This window comes from Gottfriedia acidiceleris (assembly GCF_050457485.1).
Lineage (GTDB): Bacteria > Bacillota > Bacilli > Bacillales > Bacillaceae_G > Gottfriedia > Gottfriedia acidiceleris_D.
This window is the reverse complement of sequence record NZ_JBCMJM010000011.1, coordinates 1-23,251: the sequence shown is the minus strand read 5'-3', so window position 1 is coordinate 23,251 and position 23,251 is coordinate 1. Positions and strand designations below refer to the sequence as shown.

The 23,251-nt window shown below is 32.8% G+C and carries 26 protein-coding genes; 5 read left to right on the top strand and 21 right to left on the bottom strand.

Annotated features, from left to right (window positions below; translation table 11 throughout):
* Positions 1-22 precede the first annotated feature (22 nt).
* The 17 genes from lgt to ABEY15_RS12330 all read right to left on the bottom strand — a co-directional run bounded on the left by lgt (position 23) and on the right by ABEY15_RS12330 (position 15,315).
* Positions 23-835, bottom strand: a complete 813-nt coding sequence (lgt, locus tag ABEY15_RS12410; RefSeq protein ID WP_429890387.1) for a prolipoprotein diacylglyceryl transferase — start codon at positions 833-835, stop codon at positions 23-25.
* Positions 836-856: 21 nt separating this feature from the next.
* A complete protein-coding gene (gene hprK / locus ABEY15_RS12405; protein WP_429890386.1) occupies positions 857-1,798 on the bottom strand; it encodes an HPr(Ser) kinase/phosphatase in 942 nt (313 codons plus the stop codon).
* A 283-nt stretch (positions 1,799-2,081) separates the two neighbouring features.
* Positions 2,082-2,456 carry a phage holin family protein gene (locus ABEY15_RS12400; protein WP_429890384.1) on the bottom strand — a complete coding sequence of 125 codons (375 nt, stop codon included), beginning with the start codon at positions 2,454-2,456 and terminating at the stop codon, positions 2,082-2,084.
* Complete coding sequence (locus tag ABEY15_RS12395; RefSeq protein WP_025568734.1) at positions 2,457-2,651, bottom strand: PspC domain-containing protein; 195 nt, start codon at positions 2,649-2,651, stop codon at positions 2,457-2,459.
* 280 nt (positions 2,652-2,931) lie between these two features.
* On the bottom strand, positions 2,932-5,790 hold the full coding sequence (gene uvrA, locus ABEY15_RS12390; protein ID WP_429890524.1) for an excinuclease ABC subunit UvrA: 2,859 nt from the start codon (positions 5,788-5,790) through the stop codon (positions 2,932-2,934).
* A 14-nt stretch (positions 5,791-5,804) separates the two neighbouring features.
* Positions 5,805-7,790, bottom strand: coding sequence for an excinuclease ABC subunit UvrB (gene uvrB, locus ABEY15_RS12385; protein WP_429890382.1), 1,986 nt, complete (start codon positions 7,788-7,790; stop codon positions 5,805-5,807).
* A gap of 287 nt (positions 7,791-8,077) precedes the next feature.
* Entirely contained in the window at positions 8,078-9,349 is a 1,272-nt protein-coding gene (locus ABEY15_RS12380) for a hypothetical protein (RefSeq protein ID WP_429890381.1), read from the bottom strand.
* A 13-nt stretch (positions 9,350-9,362) separates the two neighbouring features.
* On the bottom strand, positions 9,363-10,205 hold the full coding sequence (locus ABEY15_RS12375; protein WP_429890380.1) for a hypothetical protein: 843 nt from the start codon (positions 10,203-10,205) through the stop codon (positions 9,363-9,365).
* The gene (locus ABEY15_RS12370; protein ID WP_429890379.1) at positions 10,202-10,891 is read right to left on the bottom strand and encodes an ABC transporter ATP-binding protein; all 690 of its coding nucleotides are present in this window, start codon (positions 10,889-10,891) and stop codon (positions 10,202-10,204) included. The genes ABEY15_RS12375 and ABEY15_RS12370 overlap by 4 nt, the downstream gene beginning before the upstream one ends.
* Positions 10,892-11,284, bottom strand: a complete 393-nt coding sequence (locus ABEY15_RS12365; RefSeq protein ID WP_429890378.1) for a GntR family transcriptional regulator — start codon at positions 11,282-11,284, stop codon at positions 10,892-10,894.
* Positions 11,285-11,495: 211 nt separating this feature from the next.
* A complete protein-coding gene (locus tag ABEY15_RS12360) occupies positions 11,496-11,699 on the bottom strand; it encodes a hypothetical protein (protein WP_025568294.1) in 204 nt (67 codons plus the stop codon).
* Position 11,700: 1 nt separating this feature from the next.
* The gene (locus tag ABEY15_RS12355; RefSeq protein ID WP_429890377.1) at positions 11,701-11,997 is read right to left on the bottom strand and encodes a DUF5345 family protein; all 297 of its coding nucleotides are present in this window, start codon (positions 11,995-11,997) and stop codon (positions 11,701-11,703) included.
* Positions 11,990-12,529, bottom strand: a complete 540-nt coding sequence (gene sigY, locus ABEY15_RS12350) for an RNA polymerase sigma factor SigY (RefSeq protein ID WP_429890376.1) — start codon at positions 12,527-12,529, stop codon at positions 11,990-11,992. Before sigY ends, ABEY15_RS12355 begins: the two co-directional genes overlap by 8 nt.
* Before the next feature lie 149 nt (positions 12,530-12,678).
* Positions 12,679-13,284, bottom strand: coding sequence for a flavin reductase family protein (locus ABEY15_RS12345; RefSeq protein ID WP_429890523.1), 606 nt, complete (start codon positions 13,282-13,284; stop codon positions 12,679-12,681).
* Between the two features lie 16 nt (positions 13,285-13,300).
* Positions 13,301-13,906, bottom strand: coding sequence for an alpha/beta hydrolase (locus tag ABEY15_RS12340; RefSeq protein ID WP_429890375.1), 606 nt, complete (start codon positions 13,904-13,906; stop codon positions 13,301-13,303).
* Positions 13,907-13,908: 2 nt separating this feature from the next.
* Positions 13,909-14,850, bottom strand: coding sequence for a ring-cleaving dioxygenase (locus ABEY15_RS12335; RefSeq protein ID WP_429890374.1), 942 nt, complete (start codon positions 14,848-14,850; stop codon positions 13,909-13,911).
* Between the two features lie 21 nt (positions 14,851-14,871).
* Positions 14,872-15,315, bottom strand: coding sequence for a MarR family winged helix-turn-helix transcriptional regulator (locus ABEY15_RS12330; RefSeq protein WP_429890373.1), 444 nt, complete (start codon positions 15,313-15,315; stop codon positions 14,872-14,874).
* Between the two features lie 305 nt (positions 15,316-15,620).
* On the opposite strand from ABEY15_RS12330, the gene ABEY15_RS12325 reads away from it, so the two are divergent.
* On the top strand, positions 15,621-16,331 hold the full coding sequence (locus tag ABEY15_RS12325) for a polysaccharide deacetylase family protein (protein WP_429890372.1): 711 nt from the start codon (positions 15,621-15,623) through the stop codon (positions 16,329-16,331).
* A 2-nt stretch (positions 16,332-16,333) separates the two neighbouring features.
* On the opposite strand, the gene ABEY15_RS12320 is transcribed toward ABEY15_RS12325, so the two are convergent.
* On the bottom strand, positions 16,334-16,915 hold the full coding sequence (locus ABEY15_RS12320) for a VanZ family protein (RefSeq protein WP_429890371.1): 582 nt from the start codon (positions 16,913-16,915) through the stop codon (positions 16,334-16,336).
* A gap of 266 nt (positions 16,916-17,181) precedes the next feature.
* Between ABEY15_RS12320 and ABEY15_RS12315 the strand changes: the two genes are divergently transcribed.
* Positions 17,182-17,838 carry a glycosyltransferase gene (locus ABEY15_RS12315; RefSeq protein WP_429890370.1) on the top strand — a complete coding sequence of 219 codons (657 nt, stop codon included), beginning with the start codon at positions 17,182-17,184 and terminating at the stop codon, positions 17,836-17,838.
* 72 nt (positions 17,839-17,910) lie between these two features.
* On the opposite strand, the gene ABEY15_RS12310 is transcribed toward ABEY15_RS12315, so the two are convergent.
* The 3 genes from ABEY15_RS12310 to ABEY15_RS12300 form a co-directional block, all read right to left on the bottom strand.
* Positions 17,911-18,699 (bottom strand): EcsC family protein, encoded by a 789-nt coding sequence (locus tag ABEY15_RS12310; protein ID WP_429890369.1) that lies wholly within the window; start codon positions 18,697-18,699, stop codon positions 17,911-17,913.
* 291 nt (positions 18,700-18,990) lie between these two features.
* A complete protein-coding gene (gene sigJ, locus ABEY15_RS12305) occupies positions 18,991-19,875 on the bottom strand; it encodes an RNA polymerase sigma factor SigJ (RefSeq protein ID WP_429890368.1) in 885 nt (294 codons plus the stop codon).
* Positions 19,876-19,896: 21 nt separating this feature from the next.
* Positions 19,897-21,198: an NAD(P)-binding protein gene (locus ABEY15_RS12300; protein ID WP_429890367.1), complete on the bottom strand. Its 1,302-nt coding sequence runs from the start codon at positions 21,196-21,198 to the stop codon at positions 19,897-19,899.
* A gap of 233 nt (positions 21,199-21,431) precedes the next feature.
* On the opposite strand from ABEY15_RS12300, the gene ABEY15_RS12295 reads away from it, so the two are divergent.
* From ABEY15_RS12295 to ABEY15_RS12285, 3 genes are read left to right on the top strand one after another with little or no spacing between them, the layout of a single operon-like run.
* On the top strand, positions 21,432-21,758 hold the full coding sequence (locus ABEY15_RS12295; RefSeq protein ID WP_056469746.1) for a PadR family transcriptional regulator: 327 nt from the start codon (positions 21,432-21,434) through the stop codon (positions 21,756-21,758).
* A complete protein-coding gene (locus ABEY15_RS12290) occupies positions 21,758-22,162 on the top strand; it encodes a permease prefix domain 1-containing protein (RefSeq protein WP_429890366.1) in 405 nt (134 codons plus the stop codon). Before ABEY15_RS12295 ends, ABEY15_RS12290 begins: the two co-directional genes overlap by 1 nt.
* A gap of 11 nt (positions 22,163-22,173) precedes the next feature.
* Positions 22,174-22,806, top strand: a complete 633-nt coding sequence (locus tag ABEY15_RS12285; protein ID WP_429890365.1) for a hypothetical protein — start codon at positions 22,174-22,176, stop codon at positions 22,804-22,806.
* The last annotated feature ends 445 nt before the right edge of the window (positions 22,807-23,251 follow it).

Here is a 23,251-nt window from a genome sequence, read left to right as displayed (position 1 = left end):
TCCCCACTCCTGTTTTACAAACTTATGCGTCTAAATAACGCTCATTCGATAACCCTTTAACTCTACGATAAACAAGAATGAAAATAGATAGTATGATAATGACGACTGAAATAAATTGAGCCATTCTAATTGTACTTGTTAACATTAAACTATCGGTTCTTAGTCCTTCAATAAAGAAACGACCAACTGAGTACCAAATTAAATAAGTTAAAAACATTTCACCACGTCTTAGATTCACTCTTCTTAAAATTAGTAAGAAAATAATCCCTAATAAACTCCATAAAGATTCATATAAAAACGTTGGATGATAATACGTTCCATCAATATACATTTGATTAATGATCCAATTAGGTAAATGAAGACTTTCTAAAAATGATCTAGTTACTGGTCCTCCATGAGCCTCTTGGTTCATGAAGTTTCCCCAACGTCCAAGCATTTGACCTACTAAAATACTTGGTGCTGCTATATCGGCAAGCTTCCAAAAAGAAATGCCTCTTTTCTTTGAAAAGAAGTAACTAGCAATAAATGCTCCAATTAAACCACCGTGAATAGCTAATCCACCATGCCAAATAGCCGGTATTTCACTAACATGCTTAGAGTAGTAGCTCCACTCAAAGAGCACATAATAAATTCTAGCCCCTATAATTGCTGAAGGTAGAGCTACTAAAATAAGATCCAAAAATGTATCATCAGGTATTCCACGTCGTTTACTTTCACGAATTGCCAACCATAAACCTAATACAACACCTAAACCGATCAATACCCCATACCACTTTATAGAAAGAGGACCTAAGTGTAAAAATACTTTATCTAATGGCTGAATATTTGACTCCATTTCAACTTCCCCACTTTTTCATTAAATTAAATCACTAACATTATTACCGCCTTGAATTACTTTCTCTAAACGATCTGCAAATTGCTGCGCAGCATTCACACCCATATTTTTTAAACGGAAATTCATCGCTGCTACTTCAATAATAACAGCTAAATTTCTACCTGGTCGAACAGGCAATGTGATTTTCGAAATATCTGTATCTAATATTCTAAGTTTTTCATCGTCTAAGCCAACTCGGTCGTAAACCTTTTGGGAGTCCCAAGTCTCTAAATCAATGTTCAACGTAATACGCTTGTAATTACGCACAGATCCTGCTCCGAAAAGGGTCATTACATTAATAATTCCTAATCCACGAATTTCTAATAAATGCTCAATTAATTCTGGCGATGAACCAATTAGCGTATCCTCATCAGTTTGACGAATCTCTACTGAATCATCTGCTACTAATCGATGACCACGTTTTACTAACTCTAGAGCCGTTTCACTTTTACCTACTCCACTTTTACCAGTAATTAATACGCCAACACCATAAATATCTACTAGTACACCGTGTAATGCTGTAGTTGGAGCAAGTTTAGCCTCTAGATAACTCGTAAGTCTACTATACATTTTAGTTGTCTTACTGTTTGAGAGTAAAATAGGTACTCCAGTTTCTTCACCCGCTTCAATTAATTCGGATGGAATTTCTAAACCACGTGTCACAATAATACAAGGTGTATCATCTGCACAAAGTTTTCTTAATCGATTATGTTTTTCTTCGTCAGTTAAGCTATGATAAAAAGTTAATTCTGTTTTCCCTAATATTTGTACTCGATCAGATGGATAGTATGTAAAAAAACCAGCAACTTCTATACCTGGGCGAGATAAGTCAGTCGTGTTAATCGAACGATTCAAACCCGCACTTCCACTAATGACCTCTAATTTAAAATACTCAACTAAATTCTTTGTACGTAATTTAGCCATACAAGCCTCCTAAGGATTAATAATTATATATTATCTCTCATATTGTACCATTTTTAAACTTTGTGGGAAAATGTCGACAAGTCACTAACTGCGCTAAAACGATTAAAAATCATTAATGTAAAAGTGAATTTATCACGATATTTAGTAACTTCAATCAGTTTTAGCATTTAATGATAATCAGTTAAATAACAACGGAGTTCACATAATGTTCGAAAATCCAATTAATCTAAAAAACAAAAAAGAGACTCTCAAAAGTACTTTAACTTAAGAGACTCCTCTTTTTCTACCGATGACTATTCTTTTTTTTATCCTTTGAACCAAACACAAAATATTGAATTAACATACTGAATGTACTAATTAAAATCGATGCGATAATAGCAGTTCCAAAACCATTTACTCGTAAGGCATCCCCTAATAAATAATCAGTAATTTCAAGCGTAAATGCATTAATAATAAACAGGAATAATCCCATTGTAAAAATGGTTACAGGTAAAGTTATTAAAATTAAGATTGGACGAATAATTGTATTTAAAATTGATAACACCAACGCAGCAATGATCGCCGTTGGAATATTTTTTACATAAAAATCTGGTTGCAGAAATCCTGCTACTACAATAAAAACTAAGCTATTAATAGCTAATGAAAATAACCATCTCATTTATTTCACGTCACCTTCTTCTGGAACAACAAATATCCAAATTAGATACACGAATAGAAGTGCTCCAAATCCTACGAAGAATAATATAACAAATAGTAAACGGATTAATGTACTGTCCAAATTAAAATATTTACCCAATCCACCACAAACACCCGCAAGCATAGAATCTTTAGAAGATCGATATAGTTTTTTCACAAAAATCTCCTCTCTATCGATACGCCCTCATTTTTTTATCATTACAAATTTATCTATTTCATTATTTATTCTATGTTAAAACATTAAAGAAATGTGGACTACTTTTCAAGTAAAAGGAACTATGAATGACATTAACAAAGAAAAAGAAGAATAGTTGATTTCCGTTGCAGAATGCTCGCTTTCCAGCTAATTCAACTGGAGTTGAGCACCCTTTTCGTTCAATCAACTACTCTATCACATCAATATTTCAATAACTATATACTTATAAAAAGAGACTTTTTTAAGATTCCATCAATGCTAATCTTTTTTCCATTCTAGCCTTGTCACGTTCTAATACAGCTTTTAAATACTTACCTGTATGAGACGCTTCGACTTTACATAGTTTCTCTGGTGTACCAGTTGCTACGATCGTACCACCTTTGTCTCCACCTTCTGGTCCTAAATCGATTAGATGGTCGGCTGCTTTAATGACATCTAAGTTATGTTCAATTACAAGTACAGTATCTCCATTATCTACTAGTCTTTGTAAAACAACTAATAATCGTGCAATATCATCAACATGAAGACCTGTAGTAGGTTCATCTAGTATATATAAAGTTCTTCCGTTCGTACGTTTATGGAGCTCAGAAGCTAGTTTTACACGCTGAGCTTCTCCGCCAGATAAAGTTGTAGCAGGTTGACCTAATGTAATATACCCTAAACCTACATCGTTTAACGTTTGAAGTTTACGCTTAATTTTAGGAATATTTTCAAAGAATGAAACTGCATCCTCAACTGTCATATTCAAAACTTCAGAGATTGATTTATCCTTATACTTAACTTCTAAAGTTTCTCGATTATATCGTTTACCATGACAAACCTCACATGGTACGTAAACATCAGGTAAGAAATGCATTTCTATTTTAATAATTCCATCGCCTCGACATGCTTCACATCTACCGCCTTTTACGTTGAAGCTAAAACGACCTTTCTTATAACCTCGAACCTTTGATTCATTCGTAGCAGCATATACATCTCGAATATCATCAAATACACCAGTATAAGTAGCTGGATTTGAACGAGGAGTACGACCAATTGGTGATTGATCAATATCTATAACCTTCTCCAATTGTTCAATCCCTTTAATTTCTTTATGCTCCCCTGGACGTACTTTCGAACCATTTAATTTTTGAGCTAATGATTTATATAATATCTCATTAATTAATGTACTTTTCCCTGATCCTGATACACCTGTTACTGCAACGAACGTACCTAATGGGAATGAAGTTGATACATTTTTTAAATTGTTTTCTTTTGCTCCAACAATTTTAATTTCACGTCCATCGCCTTTTCTACGCTCAAGAGGTACAGGAATAAACTTCTCACCGGATAAGTACTTCCCTGTTAATGAATTTTGATCATTCATTACTTCATTTGGCGTTCCTTGTGAAATAACCTGTCCACCGTGAATACCAGCTCCCGGTCCAATATCAATTAAATAATCTGCTGCTAGCATCGTATCTTCATCATGTTCTACAACAATTAATGTATTTCCGATGTCTCTCATATTTAACAATGTTGAGATTAAACGATCATTATCTCGTTGGTGTAATCCAATTGATGGCTCATCCAAAATATATAATACACCGGTCAATCTCGAACCAATTTGAGTCGCCAAACGAATCCTTTGAGCTTCTCCACCAGATAATGTACCAGCAGCTCGGTTCAATGTTAAATAATCTAAACCTACATTTACTAAAAAGCCTAAACGCTCTCTAATTTCTCGAAGGATTAGATTTGCAATTTTTTCTTGTTTTGGCGTTAAATCAAGCGATCCAAAGAAATCAAACGCTTCTTTAACTGACATTTTTGTTACTTCACCGACATGCAAGCCACCAATAAATACAGCAAGTGCCTCTTTTCTTAGACGATGCCCTTTACAAGTTGGACAATGTTGTTGAGCCATGTATTTTTCCATTTGCTCACGAATAAAATCTGAAGATGTTTCTTTAAAACGTCTTTCTACATTGGAAATAACACCTTCAAATTCAATCATTGCTTCACGAACATGACCTTGCTCGTTATCATATTTAAAATAGATTTGTTCTCCATTACTACCATAAAGAATTTTATCTTGTTGATCTATTGGTATGTCTTTAAATGGAATATTCATATCAATTCCGTAATGATTACAAACACTTTCTAGTAATTGAGGATAATACATCGAGCTAATTGATTCCCAAGGTGCTATTGCATTTTCTTTAAGTGACAATTCATCATTTGGGATAACTAAGTTTAAATCTACTTCTAATTTGGTTCCTAATCCATCACATGAATGACATGCTCCAAACGGGCTGTTAAATGAAAACATGCGCGGTTCTAATTCCCCAATTGAGAAACCACACAGAGGACATGCATGATGTTCACTAAAAAGTAATTCTTCTTCGCCTATAACATCAATGATTACTCGACCTTCTCCTAGTTTTAATGCTGTTTCAAGAGAATCAGCTAGTCGAGATGCCACACCATCTTTTACAACAATACGGTCAATTACAACTTCGATTGAATGCTTCTTATTTTTCTCTAATTCTATTTCATCAGATACATCAAATAGCTCACCATCAACACGAACGCGAACGAAGCCTTGTTTTTTAATTTCTTCAAATACTTTTACATGTGTCCCTTTTCGACCAGATACCACTGGAGCAAGCACTTGAATTTTCGTTCGTTCAGGATACTCCATTACACGATCTACCATTTGTTCAACTGTTTGAGAAGTAATTTCGATACCATGATTTGGACAAATAGGTGTTCCTATACGAGCATAAAGAAGTCGCAAATAGTCGTAAATCTCTGTTACAGTACCAACTGTCGAACGAGGATTTCGGCTAGTCGTTTTTTGATCAATTGAAATCGCGGGTGAAAGCCCTTCGATTGAGTCAACATCAGGTTTATCCATTTGACCTAAAAATTGACGAGCATACGCAGATAGTGATTCTACATATCTGCGTTGACCTTCTGCATAAATCGTATCAAATGCTAGAGATGACTTACCTGATCCAGATAAACCAGTCACAACTACTAATTGATTACGAGGAATCGTAACATCGATATTTTTTAAGTTATGCGCTCTGGCTCCTTTAATAATTATTTCATTCATACTTTTCAAGTTCTTCACCTCTCAGACTTCAATTCTAATATTAAGTCACGAAGTTCTGTTGCTCGTTCAAAATCAAGCGCCTTCGCTGCGTCCTTCATTTCCATTTCAATTGATTGAATAAATAAATGACGTTCTTTTTTGTTCATTTTCTTATATTTAGCACTAATGCCGTTTTCATAAACTTCTTCTTCTTCGGCAACAGAAGTAGCTCGAATTACATCACGAACTTGCTTAATAATCGTTTTAGGAGTGATTCCATATTTTTGGTTATATTCTTCCTGAATCTCACGACGGCGTTTTGTTTCATTAATCGCGATATCCATTGAGTTCGTCATTTTATCGGCATACATAATAACATGACCATTAGAATTCCTTGCAGCACGACCAATTGTTTGGATTAAAGAACGTTCAGAACGTAAAAATCCTTCTTTATCTGCATCTAAAATAACGACTAATGAAACTTCAGGAATATCAATACCTTCACGTAAAAGGTTAATACCAATTAAAACGTCATACTTACCTAAACGAAGATCACGAATAATTTCAATTCGTTCAAGTGTTTTAATTTCAGAATGTAAATAGTTAACTTTAATTCCGATTTCTTTCAAATAATCTGTTAAGTCCTCAGACATTTTCTTCGTTAGTGTAGTAATTAGCACTCTCTCATTTTTAGCAATACGGTTACGAACTTCATCGATTAGATCATCAATTTGACCTTCAATCGGGCGAACATCAATTGTCGGATCTAATAGACCTGTTGGACGAATAATTTGCTCTACTTTTTCTGGGCATAGGTCTAGCTCATATGGTCCAGGTGTAGCAGTTACGTAAATAGTTTGTTGAACTTTTTCTTCAAACTCTGCAAACTTTAATGGTCGATTGTCCAATGCTGACGGCAGACGGAATCCATGATCTACTAATACTTGCTTTCGGGCTTGGTCACCGTTAAACATTCCTCGAATTTGCGGAACCGTAACATGTGACTCGTCAATCACCATTAAGAAATCTTCTGGAAAATAATCTAATAATGTATAAGGCGTAGAACCTGGTGGTCTCAGCGTCAGATGACGGGAATAGTTTTCAATTCCTGAACAAAATCCCATCTCGTTCATCATTTCTAAATCATATCTAGTTCGCTGCTCAAGCCTTTGAGCCTCTAGTAACTTACCGTTATCTCTCATTCCCTTTAATCGTTCTTCTAACTCAACTTCAATATTTTTAATGGCAATTTTCATTTTTTCTTCACGTGTAACGAAGTGGGAAGCCGGGAAAATTGCAACGTGTTCACGGTCACCTAAAATTTCACCTGTTAAAGCATCCACTTCTCTAATTCTCTCAATTTCATCACCAAAAAATTCCACACGAATACAGTGCTCATCACGTGATGCCGGGAATATTTCAACAACATCACCACGAACTCGGAATGTACCACGAGAGAAGTCAATATCATTACGCGCATACTGAATATCTACTAGTTTATGTAATAAGTCGTCTCTACTAATTTCCATTCCAATACGAAGAGAACAAACTAATTCACGATATTCTTCAGGAGAACCTAAACCGTAAATACAAGATACACTCGCTACAATAATGACATCCTTACGTTCAAAAAGGGAGGAAGTCGCAGAGTGACGTAATTTATCAATTTCATCATTAATACTTGAATCTTTTTCAATGTAAGTATCCGTTTGAGGTACATAAGCTTCTGGCTGAAAATAATCATAGTAACTAACGAAATACTCAACTGCATTATTTGGAAAAAACTCTTTTAATTCACTATATAATTGCCCTGCTAATGTTTTATTGTGAGCAAATACTAATGTTGGTTTTCCTACTTCTTTAATTACATTTGAAATGGTAAACGTTTTTCCCGTACCTGTTGCACCTAACAAAACTTGATGCTCTTTACCATTTTTAACCCCATCAACTAATTGCTTAATCGCATTTGGCTGGTCACCTTGAGGTGAATAATTAGAAACTACCTCGAATTCCTGCTCCATCTTCCCCGCCTCCATTTCCAAAACATACCTATCCTTCTATTTTACCACAAAATTTCAAAAATCAATCAAAAACAGAACAAACGTACTTTAAATTTTAATCATCATTACATATTATCGATGTTCAAGTACGAAATCAAGTAATCAAACTAGAACGTATATTCCTTAAGTGTAGGATGAGGTAAAGAAAAAAGACCAGGAATAAAGAAAGAAGAAGGAGTAGGAAAAGATTTTATAAGTTTTATAAAATCTTTTCCTATAACCCATGTCTTTTCTTTTTCCTGCCCTACTTATTCAACCTTAAAATCATATATCTGTAATTTTTTTAATGCTTTACTAGCATTTCCTTTAATATTCTTTACTTCAATCTTACCTTCGAAAACACTTTGTCCATTTACTAAGTCAGCAATAATGAATTCTTTATTGATCTTCCCTGGATTTTCTACATTATTCGTAATTACATATAGTTTTCCATTAATGATAGTATAGTTTGAAAGGTTATTACTATTTACTTTAGAAATAAGTACTGGTTCACCTTCGACTTTTTTATTGTTTAGATTATACTTTAAAACTGAAATAGCTTTATCTCCGTGCGTTATAAAATACAAGTTATCTTTTTCATGTATGACATTACTCTGAATCACTTGTTTTTTTTGTTCATTCGATAAATTTAAAGTCTCTTCTTTACCAGTTTCTAAGTTAAATACAACTACTTCATTACTAATCTCTTCAGTTGTTGTTTCTCCATTTGATTGAACCGTATCTTTTAGTTTTACCTTTTTGTAAACATTGTATATAGAAGGAACTGTTTCATCTGATTCTTTGATTGAATTTTGAATTTCAGTATGTGTATGAGTTTTTTGATCATTTGTTGTTTTATTAATAACAGTACGATCAACAATTTTCTTTTGGTTTACATTAATTCGATACATTACTTGCTCATTTTGATCGACATACACACTTGAATTTGTAGTATTATTATTCACTACATTCGTTTTATTTTGAGAAGTAATGACAACTAAATCTTTTCCAATTAGCTGTACATCATTTACATTAATATATGAGAAGTTTTCTTCACCTGGGATTTCAAGTTTAAATTTATAACGATCTTTATTTTGAAGATCAAGACCATCTATATACATTTTAAAGTGATTATTTTTATTCTCATAAATACCACCAAGTTTTCCACCTTTTACATCAGCATGCCATGCATAATCTTTATCGATATAAAATTGAGAAGAAGAAATTTTTCCGCGCATAAAGTTTCTTTCTTTCTTTTTTAAATCATTTAATTTCTTTAAATCATAGTATTCACTATCAAGCTCGTTAAGCATTGAATTACTGTCTTTATATTTACTTCCATCAGTAGTAATACTTAAGCTCCTACCTTGATCATATCCAGCGCTAATAATTAAATCTTTAACGTATTTTGAATCTCCATTTTCAGTCTTTAAGTAAAACTTAGGTAACTTACTTTCTGACATTGCTACTTTCGTAAAAAACGTACCTAAACTGATCGTCGTGACAACAGCTATTATTGCCAAATTACGATATCGCTTCATTCTTAACTCCTCCTTACACCGATACTTTGTTTTTTAATAAATATTTACTAAATAAGATTGAGCCTATAATGATAATTGTAAAAAGGCCTAATTCCATATAGATCACTTCACTTGGATAAAATGAAAAGTCATCTTCAAACATGTAGGATTGAATAAAAGCTGGTATAAGAAGTAAACCTACAATTGCAACCACGTATAAAATCCCAAATAATATGCCTTTCCATCGATAACTACGTTCTAAAAGAATGAATGTGAAAAGAGTAAATACTAAGCCCATTCCAATAAGATACCTAAAAATAAAATCCACAAAATTACTTGGTAAAATCATTTGAAAAATAGTAGGACTCATAAAAAGGTCTATCGTACTCATTTTCCCTAAAAGTTCACTTGGAACTATTTGTTGAAATACGTTTATTTCAATCGGTAAAAGTATTAGTTGAAAAGCGAGCAAACTCAATACCATAATTAAGATTGTAGTCGCTTTCGCAAAGTAAATTGTCATTCTTGAAGTTGGTAACATGAATAAACGGTAAATAAATGTGTTTTTCCCGAAATAATCTCTGTACCAAATCATAAAAACATAGAACATCATTAAAGCGATACAGATTATAATTGGCCCAATAAATAACGGATGATTAGCAACCTGATTAAAGTTAAGTAATCCATTTGAAGAGATAAACTCCTCTGTTGCTTTCAAAGAACTTGCATAGTTTGCATCATTAGCAGCTTCCATATAGTTGGACTTTACTACAAATAAACTTACAAACTGTGAAATAGCTACTACAATTAATAACCCTATATATAATTTAAAAAATCGATTAACTTCAAAATTAACTAGTTTTAAATATCGATTCACGATTCATACACCTCTCTCATTACATCCATAACTGATTTACCTTCTTCTAATCTGATCTCTTCTGTATAAAACTCTTTTAGTATTTCGCCGTTATCTAATAAAACGACCTTATCGATTAAATGCTCAATATCACTAATTTCATGCGTTGTTATAATCACGCCTCGATCCTCAATTAAGTGACTCGTAAACACTTTTGCAATTTGTTCTCTACTAAACATATCGATACCAGAAAAAGGTTCATCCATCAGAACATAATCAACATCTAGTCCTAAACCAAAAAGTAAATTTGCTTTTGCAGCATTCCCTTTTGAAAGCTCACCTAGTTTCTCGTCTTCCTTTAAACGGAAAAAACCAAGTAATTCTTTTGCACGCTCTGAATTCCAATTTACATAAAAATCCTTCATAAACTGCATTGCTTCTCCAACTGTAAAACTAGGAAGCATTGTAAGTGTATCTGGAATAAACGTGATATTTTCGTACATTGTATGATTCATTTTTTTATCATCTATTAATATTTCACCGCGATCAATTGGCGTAATCCCCATAATTGCCTTCATTGTTGTAGACTTACCAACACCGTTAATACCAATTAAACAAGTGATTTCTCCTTTATTTGCAGTGAAAGAAATATCACGTAAAACATTTTTCCGACCATATTTTTTTGAAACATTCTTTACTTGTATCATTTAAGCCTCTCCTTTCCCTTCATCTTTTATCTTTTGTTCATAATTTTGTTTGACCATTGTAAGTAACTCTTCAACCGGAACATTTATTACTTTAATTGAATCGACAAATTCATTGACAGCTTCCATAATCAATTCATTTCGTACACCATTTAACACTTTTATTTCAGTCGTAATCTTACTAGGGAAATTTCGTTCAGTCGTAATCAATCCTTGTTCCTCCATTTCCTTGTATGCTTTTTGTACAGTATTCGGATTTATATTAAATTGAACAGCTAATTCTCTTCTTGATGGTATTTCTTGACCAGCCTCTAATAGTCTTTTGGCAATTTGTTGTTTAAAATGCCTAACTACCTGTAGATAAACCGGTTCACGGTTATTCACTATAAATTCCATCAATCCACCTCCTCGTTCTTTATACGATTTTTGTAGTATATGTGTGTACTACTTAGTTCATACACTCAGTACGTAACGACGTGTATTACTTAATTAATACACCTTATACGTGTACTATACATGTAGTACACCAAAATTGTCAAACACAAAATTTAAAAATACTAGACTAAAATTGAACCATTCCAATTAGTCTAGTATTCCTACACGATCCTTAATTTAGTTTTTTTCGATCTTTTCGAACAACTAAAAAGTAAAAGAAGACACTTGGCCAAGGGAATTGAATCATTCCTAACAGCCCCCATAACCAGGCTGAACGATTTCTCTTTTTAGCGTTTGTAAAAAGTGTGATACTTTGAGTTATTAAAATTATAAAGACTAAAACTAATATGATAATATTTTCTGTTGTCCATTCCACTTTAGATCAACTCACTTTCAATTTTCTTTTTATCTCGTTTAAAAATAATCGGTAGTGCAATAAAGCCTAAACCTTGAATAATAACAATGCTTACTGGTGCCTCTAAAGCAATAAGAAGTGCCCCGATGAATAGACTGCATGCTACACAAATGAATACGATTAGTTCTTTAAGAAAAATGGTTTTCTTTTTTTCCTGATGAATACTAAGTTTTTCTGTAATCGTACTGATTGAAGGTACATGTACATTCGTTAATTCATCAAACTGCTTAAATGCTGAAACAATTTCTTCTTTATCCATCTTGCATTAACTCCTTTCTTAATTCCTTCATTCCATTATGAATTCTTGATTTAACTGTTCCTTCTCGAATTCCCATCATATTTCCAATTTCTTCGTTCGTATAGCCGTAGTAATGCTTTAATAATATAGCCGTTCGCACGTCTGATTTAAGCTTTTCAAAGCCCTCCATAATTTCACGCCACTCAAACCCTTTATAGGCTAACTGCCAATTTAAGGAGCGCGATAACTTTTCAGACTCATTTTTTTGCCAAAACCATTCGCGCTTTTTCCTTCTTTGTTGATCTAAATAAAGTCTAGTAGCGATTGTAATTAGCCAAGTTGAAAATTTGGATTGTCCGTTGTATTTCTTTATATTGTCATAACCTTTCAACATCGTATCCTGCACTAAATCTTCTGCAGTTTGCTGATTTAGGGTCATCTTTAAAACGTATTTATATAAAAAGGAATAATGGATTTGAAAAAGTTTAGCAAATGCATCTTGGTCACCTTGCTGAGCATCTTTAATAATTTCTAATTCATCTAAAGCAGCCATTTCTTCCTCCTTCCTAGCTAACTTATACAATAATTATTTAGTTTTCATTTGTTATACGATTAGGTTCTACAAATCGTTCATTTTTCTTTAATTTTTTCAAAAAAAAAAATGAAGGGTAAATTCGACTTTACCCTTCACTTTTATTAAACTTATTTAGGACGATCAATCGTAAACATTTCCCCAACTTTAGCATAGTCATTCCCTGCTAATCGACTAACTGCTTTTAAGCCATTAGCATCTATACGTCCATTTTCATAAATTTCATCTTCTATATGAAAATAAACAACCTTGCCAATTAATAAGTCACAAGCTTCATTATCTTTACCTAATGGAATTGATTGTTCTAAAACACATTCCATTCGAATTTTTGACTCTTTCACTCCTGGTACTGAAACCTTTACACTTTCCACAGGGGTTAATCCTGCTAACTCAACTTCACTCTCGGTAGATGGCAAAGCTGCTGCTGTTTTATTAATCGCTTCTACGTTTGATTCATCAACAATATGAACGACAAATTCTTTTTTCTCAATAGCGTTTTTAGCTGTATCTTTTTGTTTGCCATTTTGTCGTTGAACAGATACAGATATCATAGGTGGATTAGACGTTACAATGTTGAAATAACTAAAAGGTGCCCCGTTTAAAACTTTCTCATTTGATTCTGTTGTCACAAAAGCAATTGGTCTTGGAATAATCCCACCAATTAAGAACTTATAATTATCACGTTCACTTATATCCGCTGGAGAAAAAGATTTCATCATTATTAATTACCCCCTAAAAGTTTTTTTGATACCAATCACTTGCTGCTTCAATTTCCGATCTAGTTAAGCTATGCCCCATGTTTTCCCAATGAATAACCACTTTTGCACCGGCACCGTCTAACAATGATGCTAATTCTTCTGTTTCTTGCGGTAAACAGATTGGATCATTTTTTCCTGCTCCAATGAAGACCGTCACATCTCTCATATTTGGCAATTCTAAATCACGAATCGGTACCATCGGATGCAATAGCATTGCGCCCTTAAATACATTTTCATAATGGAACAGTAGACTTCCAGCAATGTTTGCACCGTTTGAATAACCAATTGCAATCATATTGTTTGGATCAAATCCATGCTCTGCCGACGCCGATTCAATAAATTCTTTTAATTCTTTTGTACGGAAAACTAAATCTTCCATATCAAATACACCTTCAGCTAATCGCTTAAAAAAACGTGGCATTCCATTTTCACTCACATTTCCTCTTACTGATAATACAGAGGCTTCATCATCGATCATACCTGCAATTGGTAATAGATCAAGTTCATTCCCACCTGTACCATGTAATAATAAAAATGTTGGCTTCGATGGATTACTCCCTCTATTAAATACGTGCTTCATCGTCATTCTCCTTTCACTTCTCTAACAACAATAGGTTGTAAGTGATTTTCTATTATTTCACGATTTGGTTCCTGCCATTTTGGTAGCATTAACTGTTCTCCTAAATGGTCTTTATTCTCATCGATCGTAAATCCTGGTGGATCAGTTGCAATTTCAAATAACATTCCACCATTTTCACGAAAATAAATTGCATTAAAGTAATTTCGATCTTTTATTTCAGTAACTCCATAATGATTATCATATAATTTATGTTGCCATTTTATATGTTCTTCATCATTACTTGCTCTCCAAGCAATATGATGGACAGTTCCAACTCCCATAACGCCTCTTCCTACTGCTGCTAATTCAATATCGATAATATTTCCGATTTCACTAGCAGCTTTAAAACGTAAATAATTACCCTCTTGACCTAGGCATTCTAATTCCATTACGTTTTCCAACAGTTCAGCTGTTTTATTTGGTGCTCCAGAATATAAAACTGCACCACCAAACCCTTTAATTGCTACATCCTTTGTAACACCATTAAATTCCCAAGTATTTTCCTGGCCAGCTTCCCTTTCCACTAATTCAAGTTGTAAGCCATGAAAGTCTTCAAATTGAAGAAATATTTCTCCAAATCGACTTACTTTTTTTGTTTGAATTTTAAAAGATGCTAAACGGTTTTCCCAAAATGCCATTGAGTTAGTTGGGATTAAGAATGTTGTGATTCCTACTTGCCCACTACCTACTTTTCCTCTATACGCATTTGCCCAAGGGAAAAAAGTCATGATCGTCCCTGGTTTTGCAGTTTCGTCTCCAAAATAAAAGTGATACGTACCTGGATCATCAAAATTAATTGTTTTTTTCACAAAGCGTAAACCTAAAATCCCAGCGTAGAAATCCATATTTTCTTGAGGATCACCAACTATCGCAGTGATATGATGTATGCCTTTCATTTTCTCCATAAACTTTTCCCCCGTTCTAAGTCATTTTTTATTTAATTTCCTTAATAAAGTAAGTAATTGTAATTGCTCTTCATCGGTTAATTTGCTGAATTGAGCTTGTTGAAACTCATCTTGTGAAGGTACGATTTCTTCATACATTTTTTGACCTATCTCTGTTAAAGAGAGATATTTGTTTTTCCATTCTACTTCTCTTTTAATCCACTGAAGCTCTTCCATTTTCTTTAATAGATGAGTCACATTTCCTTTTGTAACAACTAATTTATCGGCTAATTCTTGCTGAGTAAGACGCTTATTTCTCCCCACATGTACAATTACATCAAATTGAGCAGTCGTCAGTCCCCATTTTTTCAATTGATTATTTGATTCTCTAACATTTTTAAGATAAAAACGAGCTAATCGAAACCAAAGTAATACTGCTAAATTTTTTGATTTGTTTGTAGAAGCTTCATTATGACTATTTAACATTTTTGCACCTCTTTGATCGATCTTGTTATCAGTTTAATACTAAACTGATAACTTTGCAAGTAGATTGTTTGAGCTAAATAAAAACTTATTTTAAAAAAAATGCCCCTCAAAAAGAAGAACGTTGATCTCCACTTTAGGATGCAATCTTTGTGGCGAGTCCTACGTCTCCTCGTCACATTCTTCCCTCTTTCACTATTTCTTTCAACAGACTTAAAATTCCTTTAATTTCCTTCTTTTATTCTTTTTTAAATTAGTGATGATATAATTATGTTTAACTTCAATAACTAGAAAGACGGGTAAAATAGATGAAAAAGAGACTACTGAAAATAAGTGCAAGTATTCTAATTTTATTTCTTATCTTATTTGGATTGTACAAGCTAATGAATGCGAGATCTTTTCAGCTTTTTGGAGGATTAACAAACGAAGTACATACTAACCAAAAAGTAGTAGCTCTAACATTTGATGACGGTCCAACTAAAAATGTTGATGACATTCTACCACTTTTAGATCAATACAATGCAAAGGCTACTTTTTTTCTAATCGGTAATGAAATTGAAAAGAATCCCGAAGAAGCTAAAAAAATTGTAGATGCGGGACAACAAGTTGGAAACCATACATATTCTCATGACAGAATGGTGCTAAAATCACCTTCATTTATCAAAAATGAAATAGAAAAGACAGATAAACTAATTCGAAAAGCTGGCTATAAAGGGGAAATTGAGTTTCGTCCACCAAATGGGAAGAAACTATTTGGGTTACCGTATTACATGCATAAACATAACCGAGAAACGATCACATGGAATTTAGAGCCAGATACATTTTACACAAATCCTCAAGACAAATTAAACTATGTAAAGAACAATATTAAACCAGGCTCAATTATTTTAATTCATCCGATGTATGATAAAACTGGCAAAGAATTAGAGACAATTAAGGGAATTTTGGATTTATTATCGAAAGATGGATATAAATTCGTGACAGTGAAAGAGCTTCAGAAGTTACAAAAAGACAAGTAGCATTATGCTCCTTGTCTTTTTATATACTGATTATCGATTTTCTTCTTTATAGAAAATTTAGCGCTTAAACTAAAGACTATAACTCCTAACACAGTGCCAAATGTATTTAATAATAAATCATCAATGTCACAAGATCTATAATTGTATCCTAGGAAAAAACCCGTGGATCCTTGTATTATTTCAATCCCTAAACTTACAGTAAAACCAACTAATATCGCTTTACTTTTCGTAATCTTCAGATATAGAACTGGCAAAGCAAACCCTAATGGCATAAATAATAAAATATTTCCTCCAACTTGCTTTAGAGCAATTGAAAATGATCCATATCTTATTGAATCTACAACTACTTTAAAAGGGACAAAATTATTTGTATATCCCAAGTGATCCTCAACCATGACTTGAATTAGATATTTCTGATAAGGAAATGGGAATAAAGTAAAATCCACGAGGCAAGTAATATAGATTCCAAAGATAATCCAATATAAATATTTTACTAGAGTAATATAACCTTTAAGGAATCTATAACCAAAAAATAAAATGATTAAAGTCATGTTAAAGATACTAGGATATAAAAAATTTAACAAAGCTTTCCTCCCCTTCACCTACCAAGGAATATGTATCTCCCTCGAATTATTTTTACATTTTTTACCAATAGATAATATGCTATATCAAAATCTCTATTTTTTATATAGTACATCTTATCCTTTTTGATGTTTTCCACATAAGTAGGTTTTTTCTTCAGAATAATAACTTTCCAAATGAAGTGATAGTAAAAACTTTGAATAATACTTTTAAAAAAAACCAAAATAATACTGGTACATTTTGAAAACATCTCAAAGGAGACATCTAGATGAAGAAACAATTACTTAAATTTACGTCACTATTTTTATGTTTTGCACTAATTTTATCCCCTATTAAATCCAGTGCCGAGCAAGTAGATACTCGAGTTCATGCAAAATGCATAAGTAAAGCAGCATGCAAATTCCAAGGTGATATGAGAAAGCTTTGGATGGATCATACAATTTGGACTAGCAAATATATTGTTAGCGCGGTTGCTGGTTTACCAGATAAGGACAAAGTACTTGCTAGACTTTTAAGAAATCAACAAGACATTGGAAATGCTGTTAAGCCTTATTATGGTGCTGCCGCAGGAGATCAACTTGCTAAATTATTAACCGACCATATTGTACTCGCTGGTAAAATTATTGATGCTGCCAAAGCAAATGATATGGCAACCTTAAAAACTTTAAACGACCAATGGTTTAAAAATGCAGATGATATTGCTGCATTCTTAAGTAAAGCAAATCCAAATTGGACAAATCAAGCATTAAAAGACTTGCTATATACGCATTTAAAAATGGTAACAAATGAAGCTGTAACTAGAATTAAAATGGACTGGGACGGAAATGTAAAAGCATTTGATGACGGTCTTCACCACATTATCGTTCTAGCAGATGCACTGTCATCAGGCATTATGAAGCAATTCCCAAATAAATTTAAAAATTAAACAAACGTTTGATTTGTGAATTTAACAAAAAAGATGAATTTAGCTCAAAACTAAATTCATCTTTTTTTATGCTTATTTTAAATCATGCAATCTTTCCATGATCCGTCTTTTTTTATAAAGCATTCTACCAGCCTCGCCAACATCTTCAATTGCTTGTTTATTTACATATGCACCAAATATTAAACCTGCAATTGGAACCATTTGAAACAACTTCTTCCATCCCATGTTATCACGATATGTATAAAATACTTCTCTCCAACCTTCAATTTGAGAAAAGGCTTTTTTTCCTTCAATATTTGTTAACTCTTCTAATATCGCTTTTTTACCAACTATATCAGCTGATGTAAATTGTAAGCATTTAATAATGAATACTCTTTCCATTTGATCGTTTGGATCATAACCATAAGAAATCGCAATTTCTTGAAGTGTCTTTAATGTAAGTCCTAATAAGATTGGGATATCGATCGCAATCGTAAACATTCCACCAAAACCTGTGGTCGCTCCTTGGACCTTTGCAAATTGTTTACGACTAGCAATAAAATCATTCGAAACGCGATCCATTTGCTCAAGACTAAGTTGATTGACCATTTCAATTTCGGTTAATTCTTGAATAGAAAGCTCCTTACTCATCCTAGAAAGAGTTGCCGGAACACTAACTAAATATTGACCACCAGCATTCACATACTTAGATAGCTCATCTAAAATAACTCCAATCTTATCGTGAATGAACTTAGGTGTAATTTTATCCAAGATCATAAATGGAATTCTACCAATTTTCTCCCAAAAAAATACGCTTTTTTGATCCTTTTCCCATTTTTCAATTTCATTAAGCTGCGTAATTAGATACTCTTTCGTTTCCATAAACACTCCTATAATTTTTAATCTAAACATAGTGACTACTAAAACTATAAAGCTTTTTGTGAAAAAAACCAAAAATAAAAAGGGGCTATCTCATAACCCAGGCTAACTGACAAATTAGCTCCTACGTATTTTTTAAGACGTTCAGCAGATTTTTAATATATAAGAATTTTTGCTTTTTCCTACTTATGAACACCTTATGAGTTACTGAATCTCATCTAACTGCATAAAAAAAACAAGGAATCCCATAAAAAATGGGAGACCCTGTTCTAAGGTTTAAAATGTTCTAATACCTCAACTTAAAAATCTTATTTTTTCAGGATTTCGAACCATATATATACTTCGATAACGGTCTCCTTCTGTTTCAAAACAAATTACGGTTGGCTCTTCCCCTTCACTTTTAACAACTAAACCTATTTGATTATTGATCAAAGCAATTTCGATTTCGGATGGAGAGTTAATTTTCTTCCTTACACCAATAAGGAATGCAATAACATTTTTCTGTAGATTGATTGGACGAAGAGCAGCCTTCGTTTTGCCACCCGCGTCTGTAATTAGTACGATATCTTCCGTTAAAAGTGATATTAGCATATCTAAATTACCTGTTTCCGCAGCTTCAATAAATCGTTTTGCAATGGCTAGCTCTTGATTTAGATTTCGTTTTTCAACTACATCCTTACTTTGAACTTTTCGCTTAAGTCTACTGAATATTTTACGGCAATTCAATTCGGTCTTATTTAAAATATTTGCGATTGTACGGAAGTCAAACTGAAAGGCTTCACGTAATACAAATACTGCTCTTTCGGTTGGATTTAGCTGTTCAAGTAAAACTAAAAACGCATAGGTTATCGTTTCATCTAAAATCATCTTTTCCATCGGATCATCATTTAAATCTTCAGGTAATTTTTGAATAATCGGCTCTGGAAGCCACGGTCCTATATAAACTTCGCGTTTATTTTTTGAGGATTTTAATAAATCCAAGCAACGATTTGTCATTATTTTACATAGAAATGCTTTTATATTATTCGGCTCTTCTTTTGAGGCGGATTGATTCATCTTTTGAACTGTGAGAAAAGTATCCTGTACCAAATCCTCCGAATCCTCAACCGATCCTAGCATACTATATCCTATTGAAAATAGAAGTGGTTTGTATTGAGAATATAGATGATCTACTTCCATGAAGTATCTTCTCCTCTATTTTTAAATTAGTTGAAATGCAAGCTTCTCATTTATCAGTTTAGTAGCATTTTTAGCACTCGTTAGCGATGCATTCAATAAAAGTTCTGTCTCCCCTACCCAGTCTCCTGCAATATAAATACCTTCTAAGCCAACTTCACTATTTGAAAAATGATTGTCTAATTTATTAAATGGCTTTTTTATGTCATTAGAAACAACAAGCTTAGGAAGGTAGCGACGTGAAATGACATGCTCTCTCCAACCTGGTTGAACTAAATCAAGTAAACTTTCTAGCTCTTCCTCATCTTTTGAGGAATCTGTTTCGTTGACCGAGTTTAAATATTTCATTACATGGACTACACTTTCGCCTTCTTTCGATAATTTAGCCACTGATGAATGATTTGAAAAATACCATGGTTGATCAACACCTAATGCAAAGTTGAGTTTTGGATTTGGTAAACCATTCATTACAAGGTCAAGACATGCAGCTTTTACTGGAATCATTTGATTACATTTTTGTATAAATGAATCTGAGATTGGCTCATCTATTAACTTAACTAAATCAATTGGATTAATTGTCGATAACAAACAGCTGGTGTTGATCCTAGTATCATTTTTCAAAATAAGATTTATGTTTGGATAAGAGCCAGTAATTTTAGATACTACTGTACTATTTTGAATCGTAACTCCAAGTTGATTCGCCTTTTTAATTAGGTCGTTAACAATTGATTGCCATCCTTCGTTTATATACAATACTTTAGCACTACGAAGCTGACCAATTGCCACTCCGGCACTTATTATTTCAGAATTACTTGTATACGTAGCTACACGTATAAAGGCTAAAATTAAATTCTTTACATTCAAACTTGTTATTTTTCTATTTAAATATTCTTCTAAACTAATATGATTGATTTCATCCAAATCCATTTTACGAATATGTCGGTAAAATCGAATAAATTCCATTTTTTCTTTCCATTTTAAATGATTACCCAAAAATAAATTAAAAAACTCGATTATTTTCAATTGATTAGATTGATTTCCAAGAATAAATGCACCACCAAATTTTGGAAGCTTACCAGAAACATTTACACCTACTTCATTTAAAATTTCGATACAGTTTATATATAATGCGTGTGCTCCAAGATTTAAATGTGCATCGCCAATTGTATTCGAAATACCTCTCCCTCCTAATTTAGATGCTTTATCCAATAGAAGTACTTTTTTACCTGCTTGAGCTAAGTAGATCGATGCAGTTAACCCAGCAATCCCACCACCTAATACAGTAACATCCCATTTTTGACTAACATCTATTTGATTTAAATTCATAATATTATCTCTCCCTTTCCTTTTCTTCACTAATTAAGACGAATGAAATACAAAAAATGTGACATAAAGTAAAGCAGTACACAGAAAAGAATTATTTTATTTTGGCTTCGGACGGGCTTATTTCACTTCTCTCGAATAGTCGTAAACAAAATCACATAAAATTACTTTGACAGATAGAGTAATTATTGTTAACATTACTCTATCAGATAGAATAATATTATAGAAGGTGAATTATGGTTAGAAGTGACATCATACGCGGACATCTTGACTCAATCATATTAAAACTAATTTCTGAGAAAGACCGCTATGGATATGAGATTTCTCAAGAAATTGGATTACGGACAGACAATCGGTTTCAAATAAAAGAAGCAACATTATACGCTGTATTTCAGCGCTTAGAAAAAAAGGAATTAGTGGAAGCTTATTTCGGCGATATTACACACGGTGGAAAAAGAAAATATTACAAAATAACTTCATTAGGCAAAGCATATTTAAGTGAATTAGTAAAAGAATGGCAGGAAGTAAAAGAAATTATTGATCTATTCATGGAGGAGATATAATGAAAAAAATAAGAAATCATATTGAAGAACTATTTAAAGATGTTCCTAAAACTGAACAATCAGAAATAGTTAAACAAGAGATTATTCAGAACTTAGAAGAAAAAGTCATGTTTTTAATGGAAAATGGTAAGGAAGAAGAAGATGCTATAAACAAAGCAATTGTAGAATTTGGGGACATTGAGGAATTAAAGAGTGAACTTGGTGTTAAAAAACTAGATAGCAAGAAGGCAAATTTTGCAAAACTAAATTTATCCTATTCAATTTGGGGCAGTGGCTTACTAATCGCTTTCTTCTTATTTATTAATTTTTACTACACTCCACAAACAATATGGTTTGTGTACCCAACGTTTGGTCTATTATGGTGGCCTCTTTCAATGTATTTCTACTGGCAACGAAAAAAGTGAGGTGAAGCACAGTGAAAAATTATATCGGATTTGCAACTGCAGGCTGTATTATGACGATGGTCTTTTTTATGCTCGTTAATTTTATTACATCTCCTAGCACGATTTGGTTCATTTACCCATGTTTTTTCATTTTATTTTGGCCAATAAGTTTATATTTCATAGGAAAAAGATCGATGAAGCAATTCTCACTCTTTAGTAGTATCGTACTCCTAGCTTTCTTGTTAACGGAGAACTTAGTTCACTCACCTGATTATCTTTGGTTTTTCTATGCTGCCTTTCCAATTATTAGTTGGCCAATTCTCATGCATTTAGGTAAGAATGCTAGAACATTACCGATTGCTCTCCTTGGCACTATCATTACGATCGCGTACTATGCGTTTTTAAATTTTATCGCTTCTCCAGGTTATCCTTGGGTCATTTATCCGGCATTTGCAATTATTTGGTGGCCATTATCCATTTATCATGCGAATAGAAAATCGTTTGTAGCATTTTCTTTTACAGCTAGCATACTAATTAGTCTTTTCTTTATCATTGTAAATATCATTTCGTCCCCAGATACAATTTGGGCTGTATATCCAATTTTTGCAGTTATTTGGTGGCCTCTAAGTATGTATTTTTATGGTTATAAAAAGAAACAAATATAGGCAAAAATTGGTGGACTTCATATTATGGGGTCCATTTTTATTTTTATAAATAAGAAAAGCGATTCTCATAAAGAATCGCTTCAGAGTGTTGAAATATAAAATGGTCAATAGGGAAAACGGACATTAAATGAACATTTATTAATGATGAAATTATCATTTTTGGATGTTCTATTAATGGTTTTAAATGTTAATATGTTTGAGCAATTTTATTATTCTAATCACACTAGTAATGTTTTTTTTCAGAAGTTAAAAATATTATGAGCTAATTTTTAGAAAAACATATTCAATTGCTTATTTTAATTAATGTTTGATATTAATTGACCTACAAACTGATTAATAAACAACTGTTAGGTTACTCTAAGTAGAGGCTATTTGATTAGGATTTATTGCAGACTTCTTTAGATTGAATAAGTTGATTGGAACGAAAGGGGTGCTCGACTCCTAT

Excerpts from the sequence above, each read along its gene's own strand:
- lgt (WP_429890387.1), bottom strand. The coding sequence starts at position 835 with ATGGAGTCAAATATTCAGCCATTAGATAAAGTATTTTTACACTTAGGT.
- hprK (WP_429890386.1), bottom strand. The coding sequence starts at position 1,798 with ATGGCTAAATTACGTACAAAGAATTTAGTTGAGTATTTTAAATTAGAG.
- ABEY15_RS12400 (WP_429890384.1), bottom strand. The coding sequence starts at position 2,456 with ATGAGATGGTTATTTTCATTAGCTATTAATAGCTTAGTTTTTATTGTA.
- uvrA (WP_429890524.1), bottom strand. The coding sequence starts at position 5,790 with ATGAATGAAATAATTATTAAAGGAGCCAGAGCGCATAACTTAAAAAAT.
- uvrB (WP_429890382.1), bottom strand. The coding sequence starts at position 7,790 with ATGGAGCAGGAATTCGAGGTAGTTTCTAATTATTCACCTCAAGGTGAC.
- ABEY15_RS12380 (WP_429890381.1), bottom strand. The coding sequence starts at position 9,349 with ATGAAGCGATATCGTAATTTGGCAATAATAGCTGTTGTCACGACGATC.
- ABEY15_RS12370 (WP_429890379.1), bottom strand. The coding sequence starts at position 10,891 with ATGATACAAGTAAAGAATGTTTCAAAAAAATATGGTCGGAAAAATGTT.
- ABEY15_RS12365 (WP_429890378.1), bottom strand. The coding sequence starts at position 11,284 with ATGGAATTTATAGTGAATAACCGTGAACCGGTTTATCTACAGGTAGTT.
- ABEY15_RS12355 (WP_429890377.1), bottom strand. The coding sequence starts at position 11,997 with ATGGATAAAGAAGAAATTGTTTCAGCATTTAAGCAGTTTGATGAATTA.
- sigY (WP_429890376.1), bottom strand. The coding sequence starts at position 12,529 with ATGGCTGCTTTAGATGAATTAGAAATTATTAAAGATGCTCAGCAAGGT.
- ABEY15_RS12345 (WP_429890523.1), bottom strand. The coding sequence starts at position 13,284 with ATGAAATCTTTTTCTCCAGCGGATATAAGTGAACGTGATAATTATAAG.
- ABEY15_RS12340 (WP_429890375.1), bottom strand. The coding sequence starts at position 13,906 with ATGAAGCACGTATTTAATAGAGGGAGTAATCCATCGAAGCCAACATTT.
- ABEY15_RS12335 (WP_429890374.1), bottom strand. The coding sequence starts at position 14,850 with ATGGAGAAAATGAAAGGCATACATCATATCACTGCGATAGTTGGTGAT.
- ABEY15_RS12330 (WP_429890373.1), bottom strand. The coding sequence starts at position 15,315 with ATGTTAAATAGTCATAATGAAGCTTCTACAAACAAATCAAAAAATTTA.
- ABEY15_RS12325 (WP_429890372.1), top strand. The coding sequence starts at position 15,621 with ATGAAAAAGAGACTACTGAAAATAAGTGCAAGTATTCTAATTTTATTT.
- ABEY15_RS12315 (WP_429890370.1), top strand. The coding sequence starts at position 17,182 with ATGAAGAAACAATTACTTAAATTTACGTCACTATTTTTATGTTTTGCA.
- ABEY15_RS12310 (WP_429890369.1), bottom strand. The coding sequence starts at position 18,699 with ATGGAAACGAAAGAGTATCTAATTACGCAGCTTAATGAAATTGAAAAA.
- sigJ (WP_429890368.1), bottom strand. The coding sequence starts at position 19,875 with ATGGAAGTAGATCATCTATATTCTCAATACAAACCACTTCTATTTTCA.
- ABEY15_RS12300 (WP_429890367.1), bottom strand. The coding sequence starts at position 21,198 with ATGAATTTAAATCAAATAGATGTTAGTCAAAAATGGGATGTTACTGTA.
- ABEY15_RS12295 (WP_056469746.1), top strand. The coding sequence starts at position 21,432 with ATGGTTAGAAGTGACATCATACGCGGACATCTTGACTCAATCATATTA.
- ABEY15_RS12290 (WP_429890366.1), top strand. The coding sequence starts at position 21,758 with ATGAAAAAAATAAGAAATCATATTGAAGAACTATTTAAAGATGTTCCT.